16 protein-coding genes and 1 riboswitch are annotated in these 17863 nt (G+C 70.6%); of the genes, 2 read left to right on the forward strand and 14 right to left on the reverse strand.

The genetic code is table 11. The features are described from left to right. Positions 1–44 precede the first annotated feature (44 nt). The 13 genes from MFF24_RS15985 to MFF24_RS16045 all read right to left on the reverse strand — a co-directional run bounded on the left by MFF24_RS15985 (position 45) and on the right by MFF24_RS16045 (position 13774). Positions 45–1217, reverse strand: a complete 1173-nt coding sequence (locus MFF24_RS15985) for a phage portal protein (RefSeq protein WP_238225533.1) — start codon at positions 1215–1217, stop codon at positions 45–47. Between the two features lie 47 nt (positions 1218–1264). Further along, complete coding sequence (locus MFF24_RS15990) at positions 1265–2530, reverse strand: DNA-packaging protein (RefSeq protein ID WP_238225724.1); 1266 nt, start codon at positions 2528–2530, stop codon at positions 1265–1267. Next, positions 2493–2921 carry a hypothetical protein gene (locus MFF24_RS15995; RefSeq protein ID WP_238225535.1) on the reverse strand — a complete coding sequence of 143 codons (429 nt, stop codon included), beginning with the start codon at positions 2919–2921 and terminating at the stop codon, positions 2493–2495. Before MFF24_RS15995 ends, MFF24_RS15990 begins: the two co-directional genes overlap by 38 nt. Before the next feature lie 497 nt (positions 2922–3418). Then, on the reverse strand, positions 3419–4204 hold the full coding sequence (gene cobJ / locus MFF24_RS16000) for a precorrin-3B C(17)-methyltransferase (protein WP_238225537.1): 786 nt from the start codon (positions 4202–4204) through the stop codon (positions 3419–3421). Beyond that, positions 4201–4998: a precorrin-2 C(20)-methyltransferase gene (locus MFF24_RS16005; RefSeq protein WP_108939428.1), complete on the reverse strand. Its 798-nt coding sequence runs from the start codon at positions 4996–4998 to the stop codon at positions 4201–4203. Before MFF24_RS16005 ends, cobJ begins: the two co-directional genes overlap by 4 nt. Next, positions 4998–5630 carry a precorrin-8X methylmutase gene (locus MFF24_RS16010; RefSeq protein ID WP_133087939.1) on the reverse strand — a complete coding sequence of 211 codons (633 nt, stop codon included), beginning with the start codon at positions 5628–5630 and terminating at the stop codon, positions 4998–5000. Before MFF24_RS16010 ends, MFF24_RS16005 begins: the two co-directional genes overlap by 1 nt. A 6-nt stretch (positions 5631–5636) precedes the next feature. Beyond that, positions 5637–6923: a precorrin-3B synthase gene (gene cobG / locus MFF24_RS16015; protein ID WP_238225540.1), complete on the reverse strand. Its 1287-nt coding sequence runs from the start codon at positions 6921–6923 to the stop codon at positions 5637–5639. Then, positions 6920–10447 carry a cobaltochelatase subunit CobN gene (gene cobN, locus MFF24_RS16020; protein ID WP_238225542.1) on the reverse strand — a complete coding sequence of 1176 codons (3528 nt, stop codon included), beginning with the start codon at positions 10445–10447 and terminating at the stop codon, positions 6920–6922. Before cobN ends, cobG begins: the two co-directional genes overlap by 4 nt. Before the next feature lie 13 nt (positions 10448–10460). Beyond that, entirely contained in the window at positions 10461–11357 is an 897-nt protein-coding gene (locus MFF24_RS16025) for a DUF4349 domain-containing protein (protein ID WP_308445602.1), read from the reverse strand. Continuing rightward, positions 11354–12388: a cobalamin biosynthesis protein CobW gene (gene cobW, locus MFF24_RS16030; RefSeq protein ID WP_238225546.1), complete on the reverse strand. Its 1035-nt coding sequence runs from the start codon at positions 12386–12388 to the stop codon at positions 11354–11356. Before cobW ends, MFF24_RS16025 begins: the two co-directional genes overlap by 4 nt. 3 nt (positions 12389–12391) lie before the next feature. Beyond that, positions 12392–12784: a DUF1636 family protein gene (locus MFF24_RS16035; protein ID WP_238225548.1), complete on the reverse strand. Its 393-nt coding sequence runs from the start codon at positions 12782–12784 to the stop codon at positions 12392–12394. After that, on the reverse strand, positions 12777–13565 hold the full coding sequence (locus MFF24_RS16040) for a CbtA family protein (protein WP_238225550.1): 789 nt from the start codon (positions 13563–13565) through the stop codon (positions 12777–12779). Before MFF24_RS16040 ends, MFF24_RS16035 begins: the two co-directional genes overlap by 8 nt. 29 nt (positions 13566–13594) lie before the next feature. Next, the gene (locus tag MFF24_RS16045) at positions 13595–13774 is read right to left on the reverse strand and encodes a CbtB domain-containing protein (protein ID WP_108939436.1); all 180 of its coding nucleotides are present in this window, start codon (positions 13772–13774) and stop codon (positions 13595–13597) included. A gap of 40 nt (positions 13775–13814) precedes the next feature. Beyond that, a riboswitch (cobalamin riboswitch) is annotated at positions 13815–14014 on the reverse strand. Between the two features lie 66 nt (positions 14015–14080). Here MFF24_RS16045 and cobU point away from each other — a divergent pair. Further along, positions 14081–14614 (forward strand): bifunctional adenosylcobinamide kinase/adenosylcobinamide-phosphate guanylyltransferase, encoded by a 534-nt coding sequence (gene cobU, locus MFF24_RS16050; protein ID WP_207625295.1) that lies wholly within the window; start codon positions 14081–14083, stop codon positions 14612–14614. Then, positions 14615–15217, forward strand: coding sequence for a cob(I)yrinic acid a,c-diamide adenosyltransferase (gene cobO, locus MFF24_RS16055; protein ID WP_238225552.1), 603 nt, complete (start codon positions 14615–14617; stop codon positions 15215–15217). Between the two features lie 402 nt (positions 15218–15619). Here the strand turns inward: cobO and MFF24_RS16060 are convergent, their stop codons facing one another. Then, a complete protein-coding gene (locus tag MFF24_RS16060) occupies positions 15620–17773 on the reverse strand; it encodes a methyl-accepting chemotaxis protein (protein WP_238225553.1) in 2154 nt (717 codons plus the stop codon). Positions 17774–17863 lie beyond the last annotated feature (90 nt).

Genomic DNA, 17863 nt, shown 5'->3' on the forward strand with positions numbered 1-17863 from the left:
AGAGAGGAGTGAAGAGCGGGCTCTGCCCGGATCGTGCCGGGGCCTCAGGCCGGAGAGCCGGTGCCCTGCCCCGGTCCTTGCGCCGCATAGCCGACTGCTTGGCGCTTCTCGGCCTCCGACAGAAAGTCGGCACCTTGCACCCGGCGCCACAGCGATTCGCGCTCGGTCGCCAGCGCCTCGACGGCGTCGAGGTCCGGCTCCAGCCGGGCGGGGCCGAAGGCCGGCTCCAGCCAACGGGCGAGGGAATCGGCGGTGCGCCGCACCAGCGGGATCACCATCTGGCGGTAGAAGGCGCGGTTGGCCTCGGCGTAGTTGGCATGGGTGTTGTCGCCGGGAAGGCCGAGCAGCAGCGGCGGCACGCCGAAGGCCAACGCGATCTCGCGCGCGGCCGCCGCCTTCGCCTCGACGAAGTCCATCTCCTTCGGCGAGAGCGAGAGCGGGCGCCAATCGAGCCCGCCATCGAGGAGCAGCGGCCGGCCGGCATTGGCGCTGCCCTGGTAGCTTGCCTCCAATTCCGCTTTGAGGCGGGTGAACTGCGTGTCGCTGAGCGCCGCGCCGGTCGAAGGAGCGAAGACGAGCGCACCGGATGGACGCGCCGCGTTGTCGAGCAGCGCCTTGTTCCAGGCGCCGGCCGCATTGTGGATGTCGAGCGGCACCGCCGCCGCCTCCATCGGCGAGAGGCCGTAATGGTCGTCGAGCGGATTGAACAGCGTCAGGTGCAGGATCGGCGGCACCGGGCCGGTCTGCTCGTAGCGGAGGCGACGGCCGCCCACGGCATACGCGTAAGCCACCGGCCAGCCATCGGCGCCGGCCACGACCTGCATCCGGTCCGGCCGCAGGGAGAACAGTTCACGCGGCGTGCCGTCGATCTCGACCGCTTCGATATAGGCGTTGCCGGAAACCAAAAGGTGTCCGTACACCCCGTCGAGGAAGCGCATGCCGCCCTCGCGCGGATTAGGGCGAGCGAGCAGCGCCATCAGCGGATGCGCGTCGCCGGCGCCTTCCAGCGTCAGCGGCAGGGAGGCGGCGGCCTCGGCGACCAGACGGACGGCGCGATGAACGACGGCGTTGCGCTGAAAGCCTTCACGGGCCAGAGCCGCGTAATCGCGCGTGGTCCAGACCGCTCTGCTCTCCCCGTATAGGGCGAAAGCCGTGGCTGCTTTGGTTGCCGGCACGAAGCCGGCGGCCCTGGCGAGCCGCGCGATGAATCCAGGCATGGCACGCTCCTCGCCAGCAATGTTTCACGTGAAATTAACCGCGGCCGTCAGAGCCGGCGGATCCGCGGCTCCGCCGAGGGCGCGAGCATCAGGTGCGTGAGCGCCCAGACCAGCGCGTCGAGCCGATCCGGCGAGCCGCCACCCGACAGACCACCGGGACCGAAGGCGCACATCTCATCCTCCAGTGCCGGCAACGGGCCGACATGGCGGACGCGCCCTTGAGCGTAGAGCAGCGAAACCGGCTCGGCCCGCAGCCACTTGCCTCGTGTCGCCCGCACCGTGGCGACGGGTACGCCGGGGTCGGCCTCGGCGAGCACCGCGACGACCATCTCGCCGCCCTGATTGACCTCGGCCACCAGCGCGTCGGCCTTGAGCCGATGATACAGGGCGAGCGCGGCGCGCGCCCAGATAGCGGGCGCGGCCTGTTCCAGGGTCGCGTCGGCCAGGACATAGGCGGTTCCGTCGGCCGCGAGTCCCGCCGCGACGATCCCGCAGGCATCGGCCCCGGCCCGCGACGAGGCCGGCGGATCGACCGCGACGACGATACGCTGCAGCAGCGGCGCCTCATGGACCCGCCCTCGCTCGATGGCGTCGCGGGTCCAGAGCGCGTCCGGCCGATCCTCGATCAGTTCGCCGTCGAGTTCCTGGCGGCCGAGCCGGGTGCCGGCATAGCGCCCGACCACATCCTCCAGAAAACTCGGCGCGAGGTTCGCTGCATTGTCGGCGGTGCGCGAGCGCGTCACCACCGTGCGCGGATCGGCGATCAGCCGGCGGATCAGCGGCACCGGACGCGGCGTCGTCGTGACGAGACCGCGCGGATGGCGCCCGAGCCGCAGACCGAACTGGATCATGTCGTAGGTGGTCTCGGCCTCGCGCCACTTGGCCACCTCGTCGGACCAGACGGCGCCGAATTGCGGCCCGCGCAGGGAATCCGGCTCCTCGGCCGAGAAGGCGAGCGCCACCGCGCCGTTGCCGAACACCACCCGCCGCCGCGAAGGCTGCCAGACCGGCGGCGGCCCGCCGAGCCGCGGCAGAGCGAGAAGACCGGACGGCCCCTCGATCATCACGTCGCGCACGTCGGCAAAGGTCTCGCCAACGAGCGCGATCCGCTCGACTGGCTCCAGCGAAAAGACCGGGTCGCCGTGGGCGAGGCCGCGGACCCATTCGGCGCCGGTCCGGGTCTTTCCGGAGCCCCGCCCGCCGATCACCGCCCAGGTGGTCCAGTCTCCCGGCGGCGGAAGCTGGTCCTGCCGCGCCAAGTGGAGCCAATCGGCCTCAAGCAGGCGCAGATGCGCCGGCGTGAGCCGGGTCAGGAACGCCAGCGTCCGGTTCCGCTGCCGCGAATGCAGCATAGCGGCGCGCGATATCCGCTCGCATCGCCACGAGATTGACGGCGGACAGGGATGATCGGCCGGCCGCGCCATCCGTCCCTCCCTCTCGCGCGGCCCGGTCGGCCGCCTTCATGTCGTCGAGCAGGTTCTTCAACCCGCCGAGATCCCGCAGCACCTTTCCGGAATCGAACCCGGTGGGCGGCGGCTCGGCGTTGAGAGCGGCATCGAAGCGCTCGATCTGCCGTTCGATATGCGTCCGCAATCGCGCCCGCAGCCGCTTGGCATCGGGTGCACGCTTGCGCGCTTTTCGAGAGTTCGGCTGCGAATGGGCGCTGGGCCCGGGCTCACCGCGTGGTTCGGAGGGGTCCGGCATCGCGGCGTCTCCATTCACACTTCTTGAGCGTGCCCTTTACCTACACGAAGAGCGTTGCGCTGTCAAACCATAAATTCCTATTAGTCGCGCATATCGGAATTTAGTCCGCAGAGTCGCCTGCCCATGCGGCGATGCGGGGGCGCGTTCCGGCTATGAATTTTCACACAAAGGAGGAACGCAAACCGAGCTTCGCTAGTCATTGTGGCAAGGTGTGCGCATCACCGCACCCAACAAACGGGAGTCAGCAGATGCTCAAAGGTGGCCTTCTCTGGTTGATCGGCATTCCCCTGCCGATCATTCTTCTGCTGTGGTTCTTCGGCGTATTCTAGGATTGCCTCATAAAACCCTCGATCAGCGATCGTTCTCGCTCTGACGAGGGACGCGCAACGTGGGTTTCGTGAGAGATACTTCAATTCTCTCCGGCGTCGGGATCGGGGTTATCGAGCCTCGGCCGACGCCTTCCTCGACTTCGAACATTACCCCTATCGGCCTCCGCGTCAGGCCGGCACGCTCCGCGGCGTGTAGACGAAGGGCAGCCGTCCCTCCCGCTCGATCAGCCGGGTCGTCGGCGCACCGATGATGACCATGGTCGCCATATCGGCCGGTGCGGTGCGGGCCTCATCGAGGGTGAGCACCCGCAGGGCTTCGTCCGGCCGGGTCACGGCGCGGGCGAAGATGACCGGCGTGGCGGGTGGTAGGATCTCGGCGGCGAGCGCCAGGGCCCGGCCGAGCTGCCAAGGGCGCGCCGACGAAATCGGATTGTAGAGGGCCACGCTCAGCCCCGCCCTGAGAACCGCCTCCAGCCGGGCGGTCACGACCTCCCAGGGCTTGAGGTTGTCGGAGAGCGAGATCGCGCAGAAATCGCCGCCCAGCGGCGCACCGAGACGGGCAGCGGCAGCGAGCATCGCGGTGATGCCGGGCTCGACACGAATCTCGAGGTCGCGCCATTCCGCGGGGCCGCTCTCGACCGCCTCGAACACGGCCGCGGCCATGGCGAACACGCCGGGATCGCCGCCGGAGACCACGGCGACGTGCCGGCCGGACATCGCGAGTTCGAGCGCGTGGCGGGCGCGGTCGACCTCGACCCGGTTGTCGCTGGCATGGCGGGTCAGCCCCGCGCGCTCGGGCACGCGGGCGACGTAGGGAATGTAGCCGATCAGATCCTGCGCCCGGTCGAGGGCAGCGCGGGCCGATTCTGTGAGCAGGCGCGGATCGCCCGGCCCGAGGCCGATGATCGTGACGCTGCCCTTGCCCCTTGCCTCAACCCTTTCCGGCGCGCTCACGGGCGCCTTCCCTCTCCGGGCACCAGCACCATCGAGAAGTAGGGTGCGACGTCGTCCGCCTTCTCGGCCAGCGGCACCACCTGCTCGCCCGCCATGGTGCCGCGCTCCACGTAGACGGCGCGCGCCAGAAAGCCGGTCTCGGCCAGCACGCCGCGCACCTTCGGAAGGTGACGCCCGAGCTTCATGATGACGGCGGCGTCCGTTCCCTTCAGCCGCTCCACCAGGGCCTCGCGCGGCAGGGTCGCGGGCAGGATGGTGAGCACGTCGTCGCCCCAGGTGATCGGGGTGCCGGCCCGCGTCCAGCAGCCGGACATGCCGGTGACGCCGGGGATGACTTCCACGGGGAAGCGGTCCTTCAGGCGCCGCCAGAGATGCATGAACGAGCCGTAGAAGAAGGGATCGCCCTCCGACAGGATCGCCACGTCGCGCCCGGCGCCGAGATGGTCGGCGAGCCGTCCCGCCGCCTCGTCGTAGAAGCCGGCCAGGGCCGAGACGTATTCCGGGTGATCCGGGTGAAGCTCGGTGGTGTAGGGATAGGCCAGCGGAAACTCGCGGACGGGATCGCACACCACCGCGTCGGCGATGGTGCGGGCGTTGCCGCGCTTGCCCCGCTTGCAGAAGTGAACGAGCACGGGGGCGTGCTCCAGCACCCGCATCGCCTTCACGGTGAGGAAATCCGGGTCCCCCGGCCCCATGCCGACGCCGTAGAGTGTGCCGGTCTTGGCCATGGCGGGGGTCTCGCCCGCGCCGTCCGCGGTCTCGGCCGGGGCGTCGATGCGCACGCTCCCCTCCATCACTCGATCTCGTTGGCAAGCGCGTTGACGGCCGCCGCCGTCATGGCGCTGCCGCCACGGCGGCCATGGACCACGACGAAGGGCACGCGCCCGTCCCGCGCCAAAGCCTCCTTCGATTCCGCCGCGCCGACGAAGCCGACGGGGATGCCGATCACGGCGGCCGGGGGCGCGACGCCCTCGTCGAGCAGTTCGAGCAGGCGGAACAGGGCCGTCGGCGCATTGCCGACGGCAACGACGCTGCCGGGCAGCTTGTCCCGCCACAGCTCCATCGCCGCGGCCGAGCGGGTTGTGCCCATCTCCGCCGCAAGGCCCGGCACGCGCGGGTCACCCAGCGTGCAGACCACCTCGTTCTTCGCCGGGAGGCGGGTTCGGGTGACGCCGTCTGCGACCATGCGGACATCGCACAGGATCGGCGCGCCGGCCTTCAACGCCGCCTCACCCGCCGCCGCGAAGGTGTCAGACATCTCCACGTCCCGCGGCAGATCGGTCATGCCGCAGGCATGGATCATCCGCACCACGACCCGCTCGGCCGCGCCGGACCAGCGGGCGAGATCGGATTCGGCGCGGATCATCGCGAAGGAACGCGCGTAGATCGCGCCGCCGTCGCGGATGTAGTCGTGGCGGGCACTCATCGCACGTTATCCTGACACGTCGTCGCGAAACACGGGGTCCAGCCCCGGAAGCCCGGCGGCTGCGGCCTTCCTTATCCGGTCCAGCGCCGCCTCGAAAGCGAGACGCGTTGCCGGCTCGCCAGAGGGGGGGCCGGCGAGCACCACGTCGTAGGCGCCGTCCCGGCCGACCAGGGTGAGATCGGCGGGGCTCGGATGGGCGCAACCCTTGGCGCAGCCCGAGACATGGGCGGTGAGCCCGGCGAACGGCGCCAGCGCCTGCGCCAACCGGGCGGCGTGGTCGGGCACGGGCGTGGTGCCGGAGCGGCAGGCCGGCGCACCGGGGCAGGCGGCGATCCGGCGGCGCGGATCGTCCGGCGCCACGATGAAGCCGGCCTGCGCCAATTCCTCTTGGAGCACGGCGGTGCGGCTCGCGGGGGCGATCAGCGCGAAGCCGCGCTCCGCGCTCAGGCGCACCTCCCCGTCGCCGGCCAGAGCGGCCACCTGCTCCAGCCGGTCCGCGGTGCAGCGGCCGAAGGGCGCCTGCACCAGGAGCGCCGCAATCTCTCCGCTCAAGGCGACGCGTCCCGGTGCGCCAGGAACGCGCGTGGGCGCGAGCGGCGTCGGCGCGAACGGGAAGAAGCCGGCCACCGCCGCGATCACGGCCCGCTGGTGCGGATCGAGGTCGCGCACCCGACGTCCGCCGATCTCGGCGAAGGCCATGAGGGCGAGGCCGAGGACACCGGCCGCCTGACGCTCCGGCAGCACGCCGCAGCGGAGGGCACCGCTCGCATCCGCGAGCCCGAAGGTGACTTGCCCCGGCCTCTCGGCAAACAGATAGAAATCGGCTTCCGCCCCGCCGAGGCCGTGGGCACCGCAGCCGTCGATCGCCACCAGGGTCTTCGCCGGCAGGCCCGGCACGGCGCGCCCCGCGGTCTCCACGGCGCGGGCGAGCGCCGGCACGTCGATCTTTTCGTCCGGATCGAGGCCGGCGAGCGGCGCGGTGAGGGTGAGGCGCTGCGGGCCGCCATCGTCGCGGATGTCGCCCAGACCCGCCGCCGCCAGGGCGCAGGCGAGGCGCGGCGCGCTGGCCTCGCTGACGCCGCGGATCTGGAGGTTGCCGCGGGCGGTGACGTCGATATGGCCGTTGCCGTAGGCGCGGGCGCCGTCCGCCACCGCGCGCAACTGCGCGGGCGTCAGGCGCCCGAGCGGCGGGTGGATGCGGGCGAGCAATCCGTCGCCAGTCGGCATCGGCCGGGCGAGCGAGGGACACCAGCCGCGGCGGGCGCCCTCGGGCAGGGTGCGGCGGGGGCTCATTCGGCGGCCATCATGGCATCGGCAGGCGCCGCGTTGCGCCGGCTCTGCCACAAGCCACGGGCGCGCATCTCATCGAAGCGCTCGAGGATGGCGCGGGTCGCCTCCGGATTGGCCGCCTTCAGGGCCTCGAACGTCTCCGGATCGGCGATCCAGGCGCCGTAGAGCCGGTCGAGGTCGGCGCTCGACACCGCATCCGTCGCGGCGGCGAGCACGAACACCGCATCGATCCCCTGCGCGAATTCCTGCGCACCGCGATAGCCGTGGCGGAGCTGGGCCGCGATCCAGCGCGGATGGCCGAGTCGGCCGCGGATCAACCGGGCGATGTCCTCGGCAGCGGTGCGGGTGCGCGGCGCCTCCGGGTTCGAGACGTCGAGGCTGTAGAGCGCAGGGACCCTCCCCTCCCCGGACGCGGCGGCGAAGAAACCACCCATGGCGTCGGCCGCCGCGTCGCCGTCGAGCAGGTCGCGCTCGGCGACATCGAAGGCATGGACATAGGCGTCGGCGGCCGCGACGCGGGCGGCGAAATCCGCGTCCGCGCCCTCCGCGTCGCCGTAGGCGTGGGTGGTGGCAGCGAGATAGGCCTGACCCAGATCGCTGCGGCCCGCCCAGGCCCGGTCGAGGGCGATCTCGGCCGTACCCGCGCCGTAGCGGCCGGGGGCGCCACCGTAGATGCGCGCGGCGGATTCGCCCCGGCGCCGGGCGGCGGCGAGCGGGTTCTCCTCGTCCTCCTCCTCGCGGGCGGCGACGGCACGCGCCGCCCGGTCGAGCAGCGACAGGGTTTCCGGGAACGTGTCGCGGAACGCGCCGGAGACGCGGCAGGTCACGTCGATGCGCGGCCGGTCGAGGAGGGCGAGCGGCAGCACCTCGAAGCCGGTGACGCGGGTCGAGGCGTGGTCCCAGATCGGGCGCACGCCCATCAGCGCGAGGGCGTGGGCCACGTCCTCTCCGCCAGTGCGCAGCGTCGGCGAGGCCCAGAGATCCATGACGATGCGGGCGGGATACTCGCCCTCGTCCTGCAGGTAGCGGCGCACCACCGCCTCCGCCGCCTTGGTGCCGAGCATGGTCGCGGCGCGGGTCGGCAGGGCACGCGGGTCGAGCGTCGTCAGGTTGCGCCCGGTGGGCATCACGTCCTGTCGCCCGCGCGAGGGCGAGCCGGCGGGGCCCGGCGCGACGAAGCGGCCGTCGAGGGCGGCAATCAGAGCGGCGCGCTCGGCCTCGGCGCTGGCGCGAACCGGCGCGACGGCATCGGCCGGGGCGCGGCCGAACACGTGCAGGCCGTCGCGGAACGGGGTCTCACCGAGATCGCACAGATGCGCGTCGAGCGCGGTCAGCGCGTCGGCCATCGGCGTGTCGCCATCGATGCCCGCCCCTGCGAGCAGGCCGTTGGAGGCCGCTTCATCCAGGATCGCCTCGGCGATCAGCCCGGCCCGGCGCGGATCGAGTACGCTGGCAGTGGAATATTCCTCCACCAGTTCACGGAGCGCCGCGGCCTCAGGCGTGAGCCCGGCGGCCTCGACCGTGGGAGTGAGATGGCCGAGCGCGATCCCGCCGAGTCGGCGCTTGGCTGGCGCGGCCTCGCCGGGATCGTCGACGATGAAAGGATAGACCACCGGCAGCGCCCCGATGGCGAGCGCCGGCCAGCAATCGGCCGCGAGCGCCACCGCCTTGCCCGGCAGCCACTCGGTGGTGCCGTGGGTGCCGAGATGGATCAGCGCGTCGAAGGCTGTCCGCAGGCCCAGGTAGAAGGCGAGGTAGGCGTGGGTCGGCGGCTCGTCGGGGTCGTGGTAGCCGGCCTTGCGGTCGGTGCTGCGGCCGCGGTCGGGCTGGAGGAAGAGGGCGAGGCTTCCGCCGCCGCCAGCATCGCGCGGGGCGTCGAGCGCATCCCCTCTCCCCGCCTGCGGGGAGAGGGTCGCGTTTCCCCCTTGTCGGGGAGCGCGGCGAGGCGGCAGCCGGAGGTGAGGGGGCATTTCCGATAGAGACTCGGCCTGAAGCGCCCCTTCACCCTCGCTTCCGCTCGTCGCGCCGACGACAAGGTCGCCGCGACCCTCTCCCCGCGTACCGGGAGAGGGGATGTGCGCGGCAGCCGCGCGCACCATCCGGAACCGGAACGCGCCGTCGCGGCACACCGGATCGTCCTCCGGTGCGCCCCAACGCTCGGTGAGTTCCACCCGCCGCGCCTCCGGCAGCCTCTCGAACCACGCCGCATAATCGGCCAGCGGCACGCAGAAATCCGGCTCACCCTTCGTCAGCGCCTCCATCAGCGCGCCCGCCTCGGGCAGATCGCCCGCCGCAAAGCCCGCCGCGGCGAGGTCGGCAGCGATGGCGCGGGCGCTCTCCGGCGTGTCGAGGCCGACCGCGTAGCCGGCCCTTCCCCCACGGGCGGGGTAGTCGGACAGCACCAGCGCGAGCCGACGTTCTTCACGCGGCGCCTGCCGCAAGCGGACCCATGCGGCGGCGCGGTCGGCGAGCGCGGCGATGCCGGCGGGATCAGGCACGGCGCGGCGTTCCGAAAAACCCTCGACGGCCTCCGCCTCCTCCTTGAACGAGATGGGAAAGCCCGAGAGGCGCCCGTCGAATTCCGGCAACGCGACCTGCATGGCGAGGTCGGACGCGTTCATGCCGCGCGCCGACGCGGCCCAGGCGCCGCGCGGGGCGCCGATCGTGTAGGCCTGGAGCACGGGGCAATCGGCGGCGTCGAGCACGAAGCCGGCATCGTCGCGGGCGGAGAAGGCGGTGGCGGCGAGCACGATGTCGGGGCGGCGCTGCGAAAGCGTCGCGCGCAAGGTCGCGACCGCCTCCGGGTCCTTCAGGCTCGACACCGCGAGCGTGACGCAAGCCATGCCGCGTTCCTGCAAGGCGGCGGCGAGCTGCACGGCCGGCGCGGTCTCACCGGAGAGCACGGCCGAGCGGTAGACCAGCAGCAGCGCCAGCGGCCCCGGTCCGGCAGCCTCCATCGCCGCCTCGATCGCGAGAGGCCCGCAGCCGGGGCACCACGCGAAGCCGCGCGGCAGCGCTCGCGGCGGCTCCGGTTCGACGGCGGCGCCCGCCTCCCTTGCGAGGCTGCGCAGCAGGTTCTTGAGGTTCTCCGGTCCGCCCGCGCGAAAATAGGCGTCGAGGCGGATGCAGGTCTCGGGCGGCAGGGTCGAGAAAGCGTCGAGGCGTGGATCCGGCCGATCGTCGCCGGGCAGAACCGCGAGCCGCACGCCGTGGGCCCGCGCGGCGGCGGCGGCGCGCTCGATGCCGTAGCGCCAGTAATCAAGCCCGCCGAGGCAGCGGATGACGCAAACCTTCGCGCGGGCGATCACCGCATCGACGTAGAGATCGACCGACATCGGGTGGCGCAGTTGCGCCAGCTTGGCGAGCCGCAGCGAGGGCAGGCCGGGCTCGTCCGCATGGGCCCGTGCGACCGCCGCGAGATCGGTGTCGGTGAACGACAGGAACACGATGTCGCCCGGGCTCTGGCCGAGATCGACCGCCGCCTCGCCCTCGTCGAGGGAGACCGTATCAAGGCGGATCAGGTGCATGGCGCGGGCGCCCTCACGGCTCCAACGGGACGCGAGCCGGATGGGCCCGCTTGCGCCGGATGCGCCAGACCAGCCGGAGGAGCAAGGCGGCAAAAAGGACAATCGGCAGCCAGGGCAGGCTCGCGACGGTGAAGCGAAGGGCAGTGGCCGCGCTCTCGCCGAGGATCGGGCCGGCGCGGGTCCAGACCTCCTGCACCGGGGCGAAGGCGCCGGCCCGCGCCTGACTGGCGCGGAAGTTCACCGTGACGATCTCGGTGTCCACCCGCTGATCGAGGGTGCGGCGCGTCCCTTCCGCCTCCTCGATCTGGCTCTGGACCTGCGCCAACTCGCCTGCGATCTTGATCAGATCCTCGGCGCGGTTGTCCGGCTTCTCGGCGAGTGCCGTCAGGCGGGCGCGGTAATCGTTGAGCTGGGCGAGCCGCCGGCCGGTATCGGCAATCGAGGCGGTCAGATCCTCGGCGCGGGTCGCCTGCTCGATCAGGGCGACGTCGCCCGCCGCCTCGCCCGGCAGGGGCGCGGTGACGAAGGCGACGTAGGGAGCGACCGCGGCATGCGGCAGCCGCACCTGAACCTGCGCCTGTGGCGGGCGGGTGCTGCTGCCGTCCCGGATCGAGGAATTCAGCAGCGTGCAGGTCGCGGACTCGTTGAGGCAGCGGTCGCGTGCGGCAGCGAAATGCGGCGCCACCCGCTCGGGCGCGAGCCCGACGGTGAGATCGTGACGGTAGGCGAGCTTGGCCGCGCTCCCCTCACGCGCGGCGGAGACGAAGGGCGCGGGCGCAGGAGCCTGGGCCATCCGCATCTCCCCGTCCGCCTCGCGCCGGCTGTCGGAACAGCCGGCGAGCAGGGCGAAGACAGGAACCGCGAGCCAGAGCCCGCGCGGCAGCCGGCTTGCGGCCACGCCCCGGCTCATCCGCGCAGAGCGGCGGCGACCGCGTCCTGATCGAACCCTTTCAGGCCGATGACGACGAGGCGTCCGTCGCGGGGCTCCGCGCCCTTCCAGGGGCGGTCGTAATGGGCGGCGACGCGCCGGCCGACACCCTGCACCACGAGGCGCATCGGCTTGCCCTTCACTTCCGCAAAGCCCTTGATCCGCAGCACGCCCTCGGTCTCGGCCGCCTTTTCCACGCGGGCGGACAGGTCTTCCGGGCTGCCGGCGATACCGACCGGGATCGCGACCGACTCGAAGTCGTCGTGGTCGTGGTCCTCGCCTTCACCGTGATGCGAGGGGCGGGCGTCGAGGTCGTCTTCCGCCGCCGCCGCGATGCCGAGCAGCACCCGCGGATCGAGACGGCCGTGCTCGGTCGCGACGATCTCGACGGCGCGCGGCAGGTGCGCCTCGATCTCGGCACGCACCTTCTGCTGGCCAGCCTCATCCAGCAGGTCGGCCTTGTTGAGCACCACGAGGTCGGCGCAGAGGATCTGGTCCTCGAACACCTCCTCCAGCGGATTGTCGTGATCGACCGATTGGTCCGCCGCGCGCTGATTGGCCAGCGCATCGGGGTCCTCGGCGAACAGCCCCGAGGCGACCGCCGGGCCGTCCACCACCGCGATCACGCCGTCCACGGTCACCCGCGAGCGGATCGCCGGCCACTGGAAGGCCTGGACCAGGGGCTTGGGGAGCGCGAGGCCGGAGGTCTCGATCAGGATGTGCTCCGGTGGCTCGGGCCGGTCGAGAAGCTTGGTCAGCGCCGGCACGAAGTCGTCGGCCACGGTGCAGCAGATGCAGCCGTTGGGCAGCTCCACCACCGAATCCTCGTTGCAGCCCTCGATGCCGCAGGCGGCGAGGAACGAGCCGTCGAAGCCGAGATCGCCGAACTCGTTGACGATGATCGCGAGCCGGCGCCCGCCCGCATTCTCCACGGTGTGGCGCACGAGCGTCGTCTTGCCGGCCCCGAGGAAGCCGGTGACGATGGTGCAGGGGATCTTGTCGACGAGGCTCATGGGTCAGGACGTCCGGTTCAGCGGCGGGATGCGGGCGACGACGCCCTTGCGGAACGCCTCCGGGCGCTCGCGCCAGGGCACGACGCCGTCGGGCGTCTCGAGGTAGCGGCGCAGGCCCGTGAGCAGCGTGCGGGCGGACGCCTCGGGATCTTCCAGGGCGTCGAAATCGCCGTAGACGTAGGTCCAGCGGTTCGGTGAGACGACCGCCACGGTGCAGGGCCGCTTGCAGACCGAGAGGCACTCGGCTCCCTCGATCGTCAGGCCCGGCACCGGCTCGCGTTCGGCTTCCGCCCGCAGCGCGGCCAGAAGCCTGGCTCCGGCGCGCGGCTCGGACGTGTCACCCGCCGCGCGGCAGGTGATGCAGACGGAAAGGGTCGCGGTATCGGGATCAAGCATGGGCGCGGGCGCCCGCCTCACGGCCGAACAGCCTCCAGGCCCAGCCGTAAGCAAGCCCGATTACCGCCCAGAACACGAAGCCGATGGCGAGCGAACGCGCGGCGAACTGCGCCGCCGCGGCCGGGGGCACCTGCGACGAGACCGTGTCGACCGATTGCGGCGCCCCGGCGAGGTGCGGCGCGACGATGAGGACGAGGCCACCTAAGATCGTCAGCGGCACCCGCCGCACGGCGATCAGATAAAGGCCGAGCCCGGTGGCGATCACCGTCATCAGCCACCACGATTGGCGCAGCAAGAGCGGCGCGGCGCCCATGCCCGGCAGTTCCGGCGGCAGGCCGATGGCGGGGGCGAGCGCCACCGCGAGGAAGCCCGCCACGCCGACGACGAGCCCGCTCTGCGGCGTCGGCTCGCGGCGCAGCGCCAGCATCACCGCCGCGAGCAGCAGCGCGTAGCCGACGCCGCCGACCAGCGTCGCGAGGCCGGTGAAGGCCATGCGCTGCAGGCCCGGCGCGGGCTGCCACTCGTCGGCCTTGCCATGGGCATGGCCGTGATCCTGGCCGCCCCCGCCATGAGCATGCTGCGAGGGCGCGTGGGCCGGGACGATCAGGGACGCGAAGGGTGCGGAATCATGGGAAGGCGCGAGGGCGGCGTGTGCGCCCTCACCCTCGTAGGTCTCCGCCTGGAGGATCAGCGGGGAGGTCAGCGCGAGCTGCAGGCCCGTCGCGACGACGGACGCGAGGAAGCCGGCGACGAGCGCCGCCGACAGCAATCGGGTGATCATGGAAGGGCTTGAAGCCGCTGGAACGCGGATCAGTGGCAGGGGAAGTTCTGCGCGTGGCGGAAATCGTGCGCCGCGTTGTGCAGCACGCTGGCCGGGGCGAAGCCCGCCACGAAGACGAGACCGAGGCCGAGGAAGGCCGCGACGAGGAGCGCGCGGGCGCCCTCGGCCGAGCGGGCGGTGGCCTGGGTCTGAAGGGTCGCAGTCGTCATCGGGTCACGGGCTCCGGCCGCCCCACCGGCGGCGTTCGAGAACAAAAATCGTCGGACGGCAGGTCTCCTGGCTCGCGGCTGGTCTCGCGCCTGCCGCCTTCCCGGATTACCCGGTGGCTCGTGGCAGGAACTCGCCGCTTACAGTTGCGGGGGCAGCCGCGGAATCGAGGTTTTGGCGAAACCTCTCACCACATTCCCTTTTCACCCCGTTGCCGGGGCACCGTCACTCGCCGCTTGTAACGCGGAGCGGCGGGCCTTGCAAAGCGCCATTGCGTGAACGGGCAGGCTCGGTGCAAACCGGCGGCCATGACGGATGCGGCGCCCGACCGGATGACGCTGGTGCTCGGCGGCGCGCGCTCGGGCAAGAGCGCCTATGCCGAGCGGCTGATCGAGGCCTGCCCCGCCCCCTGGCTCTACATCGCCACGGCCCAGGCCTGGGACGACGAGATGCGCGCCCGGATCGGCGAGCACCGGGCTCGGCGCTCAGATTCCTGGCACACCCTCGACGTACCTCTGGCCCTGCCGGAGGCGGTGGCCGCCGCGACCGGACCGGTGCTGGTCGATTGCCTCACGCTCTGGCTCACCAACCTGCTGCTGGCCGAGGCCGATCTCGATGCCGCGACCGAGGCGCTGGCGCGGGCCTGCGCCGCGGCGGCGGGTCCGCTTGTACTCGTTGCCAGCGAGGTCGGCCTCGGCATCGTGCCGGAGAACGCGCTCGCCCGCCGTTTCCGCGATGCGGCCGGGCGGCTGCACCAGCGGTTGGCGCGCGAGGCCGACCGCGTCGTCCTCACGGTTGCCGGCCTGCCCCTGACGGTCAAACCCTCACGCGAGACTCCTTAGATGACCGAAGACGACACGCGTCACCGCGAAAAGATGGCCAAGCGCAAGGCGGTGCAGGACGCCGAGGTCGCCTCCAAAAAGATCGAGAAGGGCTTGCTGATCGTCCATACCGGCCCCGGCAAGGGCAAGACGACGGCCGCCCTCGGCCTCGTGCTGCGGATGCTCGGGCGCGGGCACCGCGTCGGCGTCGTGCAGTTCATCAAGGGCGCGTGGGACACGGGCGAGGCCCGCGCGCTCAAACGGTTCGGCGATCAAATCGCGTGGCACGCGCTCGGCGAGGGCTTCACCTGGGAGACGCAGGACAAGGCCCGTGACATCGCCGCCTGCCGCAACGCCTGGGACACGGCGAAGGCGCTGATGGCGGATGGCAGCATCCGCCTTCTCGTCCTCGACGAGCTGAACATTGCGCTCCGCTACGATTACCTCGATCTCGACGCGGTGCTCGCCGACCTCGCCGCCCGGCGCCCCGACCTCCACGTCGTCGTCACCGGCCGCAACGCCAAGCCGGCCCTGATCGAGGCCGCCGACCTCGTCACCGAGATGGGCAGCGTGAAGCACCACTTTTCGGCGGGCGTGAAGGCGCAGGAGGGGATCGAGTTCTAAGGTTGCACGCGATTCTAGGCCAAAGCCAATCATACCAAATCCGGTTGATCCCTTCGGTATGGCTATCCCCCGTCATCCGGGACCGCGCAGCGGACCCCGGGATCCGCCCGTGATGCGGGAGGCCCGTCCCCTGCGAGGCCAGTCGTGGATTCCGAGTTCGCCTGCGGCGCCTCGGAGACTGAGGTCAATGCAAGGCCGAACTCTTTAAGCGGAAACAGTATCAGATCGACGTTGCAGGGCTGCTAAGGGTGGAAAGCAGCCCTGCCAGCTGGCCAGGACATTTTGGCGAAAAGCGGTCGCCTATTCTTCGCGCATTGATTCCCAGGTTTTTGAATAATCTATTTGATCTGCAACTATGACAATAGTTGCAGATTTCTGTAGTGCGCCAAGCCTTTGCCTGAACTAGGCTGCGCGGACGTTCGCGAGAAACTGCTCCATTTCGACGCGTAGCGCATTGGATTGCCCTGCCAGGCCTTTGGCGGCCGATGCAACGGCTTGAGCGGCATGCCCGGCGCCCTCAGCCTCCTGCGCGACCTCGGCGATGTTCGTGGTCACCTCCGAGGTGCCAGCCGAGGCCTGAGCCATGCTTCGCACGATCTCCTGCGTCGTTACACCCTGCTCCTCAATCGCGGTCGCGATGTTCGTGGTCACGCCGCTCATGGACTGGATCTGGCGGGCGATATCCTGGATTGCCTTAGCAGCGCCCGTGGTCGCTGCCTGGATCGCAGCGACTTGCTGGCCGATCTCGTCGGTCGCACGGGTCGTTTGGCTCGCCAACTCCTTCACCTCCGCAGCAACAACCGCGAAGCCGCGTCCGGCCTCACCCGCACGCGCCGCCTCGATCGTGGCATTGAGGGCAAGCAGGTTGGTCTGACTCGCAATGTTCGAGACTAGACCAACGACGTCCCCAATGCGGGTCGCCGCCTGGGCAAGAGCCGCCATCGTCTCCTCGGTGCACGAGGCTGCCTGCACGGCAGAAGCCGACATCCCGGCGGCCTGCTCTACTTGGCGGCCGATTTCCTCGACGGTCGCGCCGAGTTCCTCCGCCGCGGCCGCCACGGCATTGACGTTGTCGGCTGTCTGATGCGCTGCGCCAGCCACACTGGTCGAACGCTGTGCCGTTCCGGCAACCGCGTTTTGCATCGTGGCAGCCGAGCCCTGCAAGTCTGCGACCGCTTGTGCGACGCTGGTGACGATGCCCCCAACGGAGCGCTCAAACCTGTCCGCGAGGTCGCGCAGCAAGGAGCGGCGAGCCTGCTCCTCACGCAAACGCGCGGCCTCCGTGGTCTTGAGTTGCTCGGCAGCTTCTTCCAGTGACATGTCTCGGATTGTCACCACTGCTCGGGCGATGTCGCCGATCTCGTCGGAGCGCCGGCTGCCGGGAACCTCTGCCAGCGCCTGCCGGGCCGCGAGTGCCTTTAGAGCCCGGGTGAGCGCATCAAGAGGTGTGACGATCGACCGGGCGAACAGCAGGCCGAGGATAGCCGTGCCGACAAGTACCGCCAGTGCGATGAAGGCAAGTGTCCGCGACAGGGTCTGTACGGCACCGATTGCCTCGGCCTCCGCCTGCTCGGCCACGACCGTCCAGGGCGCGCCGAGCACCGACACGGTGGCGCTCGCTGCCATGTGAGTGCCATCGGCGCCCGGGTAGGTGAAACTGCCGCCCACAAGTTGGGCTGCTCTCAAGCCGAGGTCCGATATAGGCGCGCCAGCCTTCACACTGGGGTTGAGCGGTGGGTTTGAGCGTAGGCGCCCATCTGTGCCGGTCGCCAAGATCTGCCCGGTCTCACCGAGCCCTGCACGCTTCGTCAGCGTCCGATCGAACAGCGCCGGGGTGACGCGCAGCGCGACGAAGCCGATCCGCTCCGCGGCCTGTGCCGTGCCCATGGCGACGTTGGCGCGCTTGGTCATCGCGCGGCCGATGAAGGCCGAGGGACCCGTGCCGACCGGGTATGACGCAAAATCCTCGAAGGTCGTTGCCGCCGGATCCTGCCCCTTCAGACGTTCGACGAGACGAGCGAGGCCGGTTTCCTTGATGTTCGGATCATCGAGCGACTTGGCAAAGTCTTCGCCTTTGGTCGTCGTATAGACGATGCGGCCACTCTCATCGAGGAATATCAGGTCCGCATAACCCGGCTCGGCCACGATTCGGCGGGCCACCTCCTGCACCTTGGCGTGACGGCGCCCGTACATTGCTGTTGTCGGTGTGCTGTCGAGTGCAACCCGCGCCTCGACGGTTGCTGGCGATCGGAAAGCCTCGACGATCCCGGTGAAGTCGGGCTTGGCTGGGTCGAGGTTCTCGATGAGATCAGGGAAGTTCGAGACGATTTGGGGGTGTCCAGCTGCGGCCAGGAAATCGGCCTGCATGCGGTCCGCTACCAGTTCGATGCCGTCGCGCCGGGCCGCAGCTGCCAGTTCAAGGCGCGCACCTGCCGCCTCAATGAGGCCGGACTTAGCGGACGACCAACTGAAGCCGCCCATGGCCGCAGCGCTGATAAGGGCAAGACCGATTGTCGTTGCAGGCAGCCGGATCCCGAGCCGGGATGCGTTGATCATGGTGTTGCGTCTCGACGGCATACTCAAGAGATCGCTGGAATGCCCAGTCGAATCTTAACTTTCGTTTAAGTTGCATAAAATTACGCATCG

Source organism: Methylorubrum aminovorans, from assembly GCF_022179725.1.
GTDB lineage: Bacteria > Pseudomonadota > Alphaproteobacteria > Rhizobiales > Beijerinckiaceae > Methylobacterium > Methylobacterium aminovorans.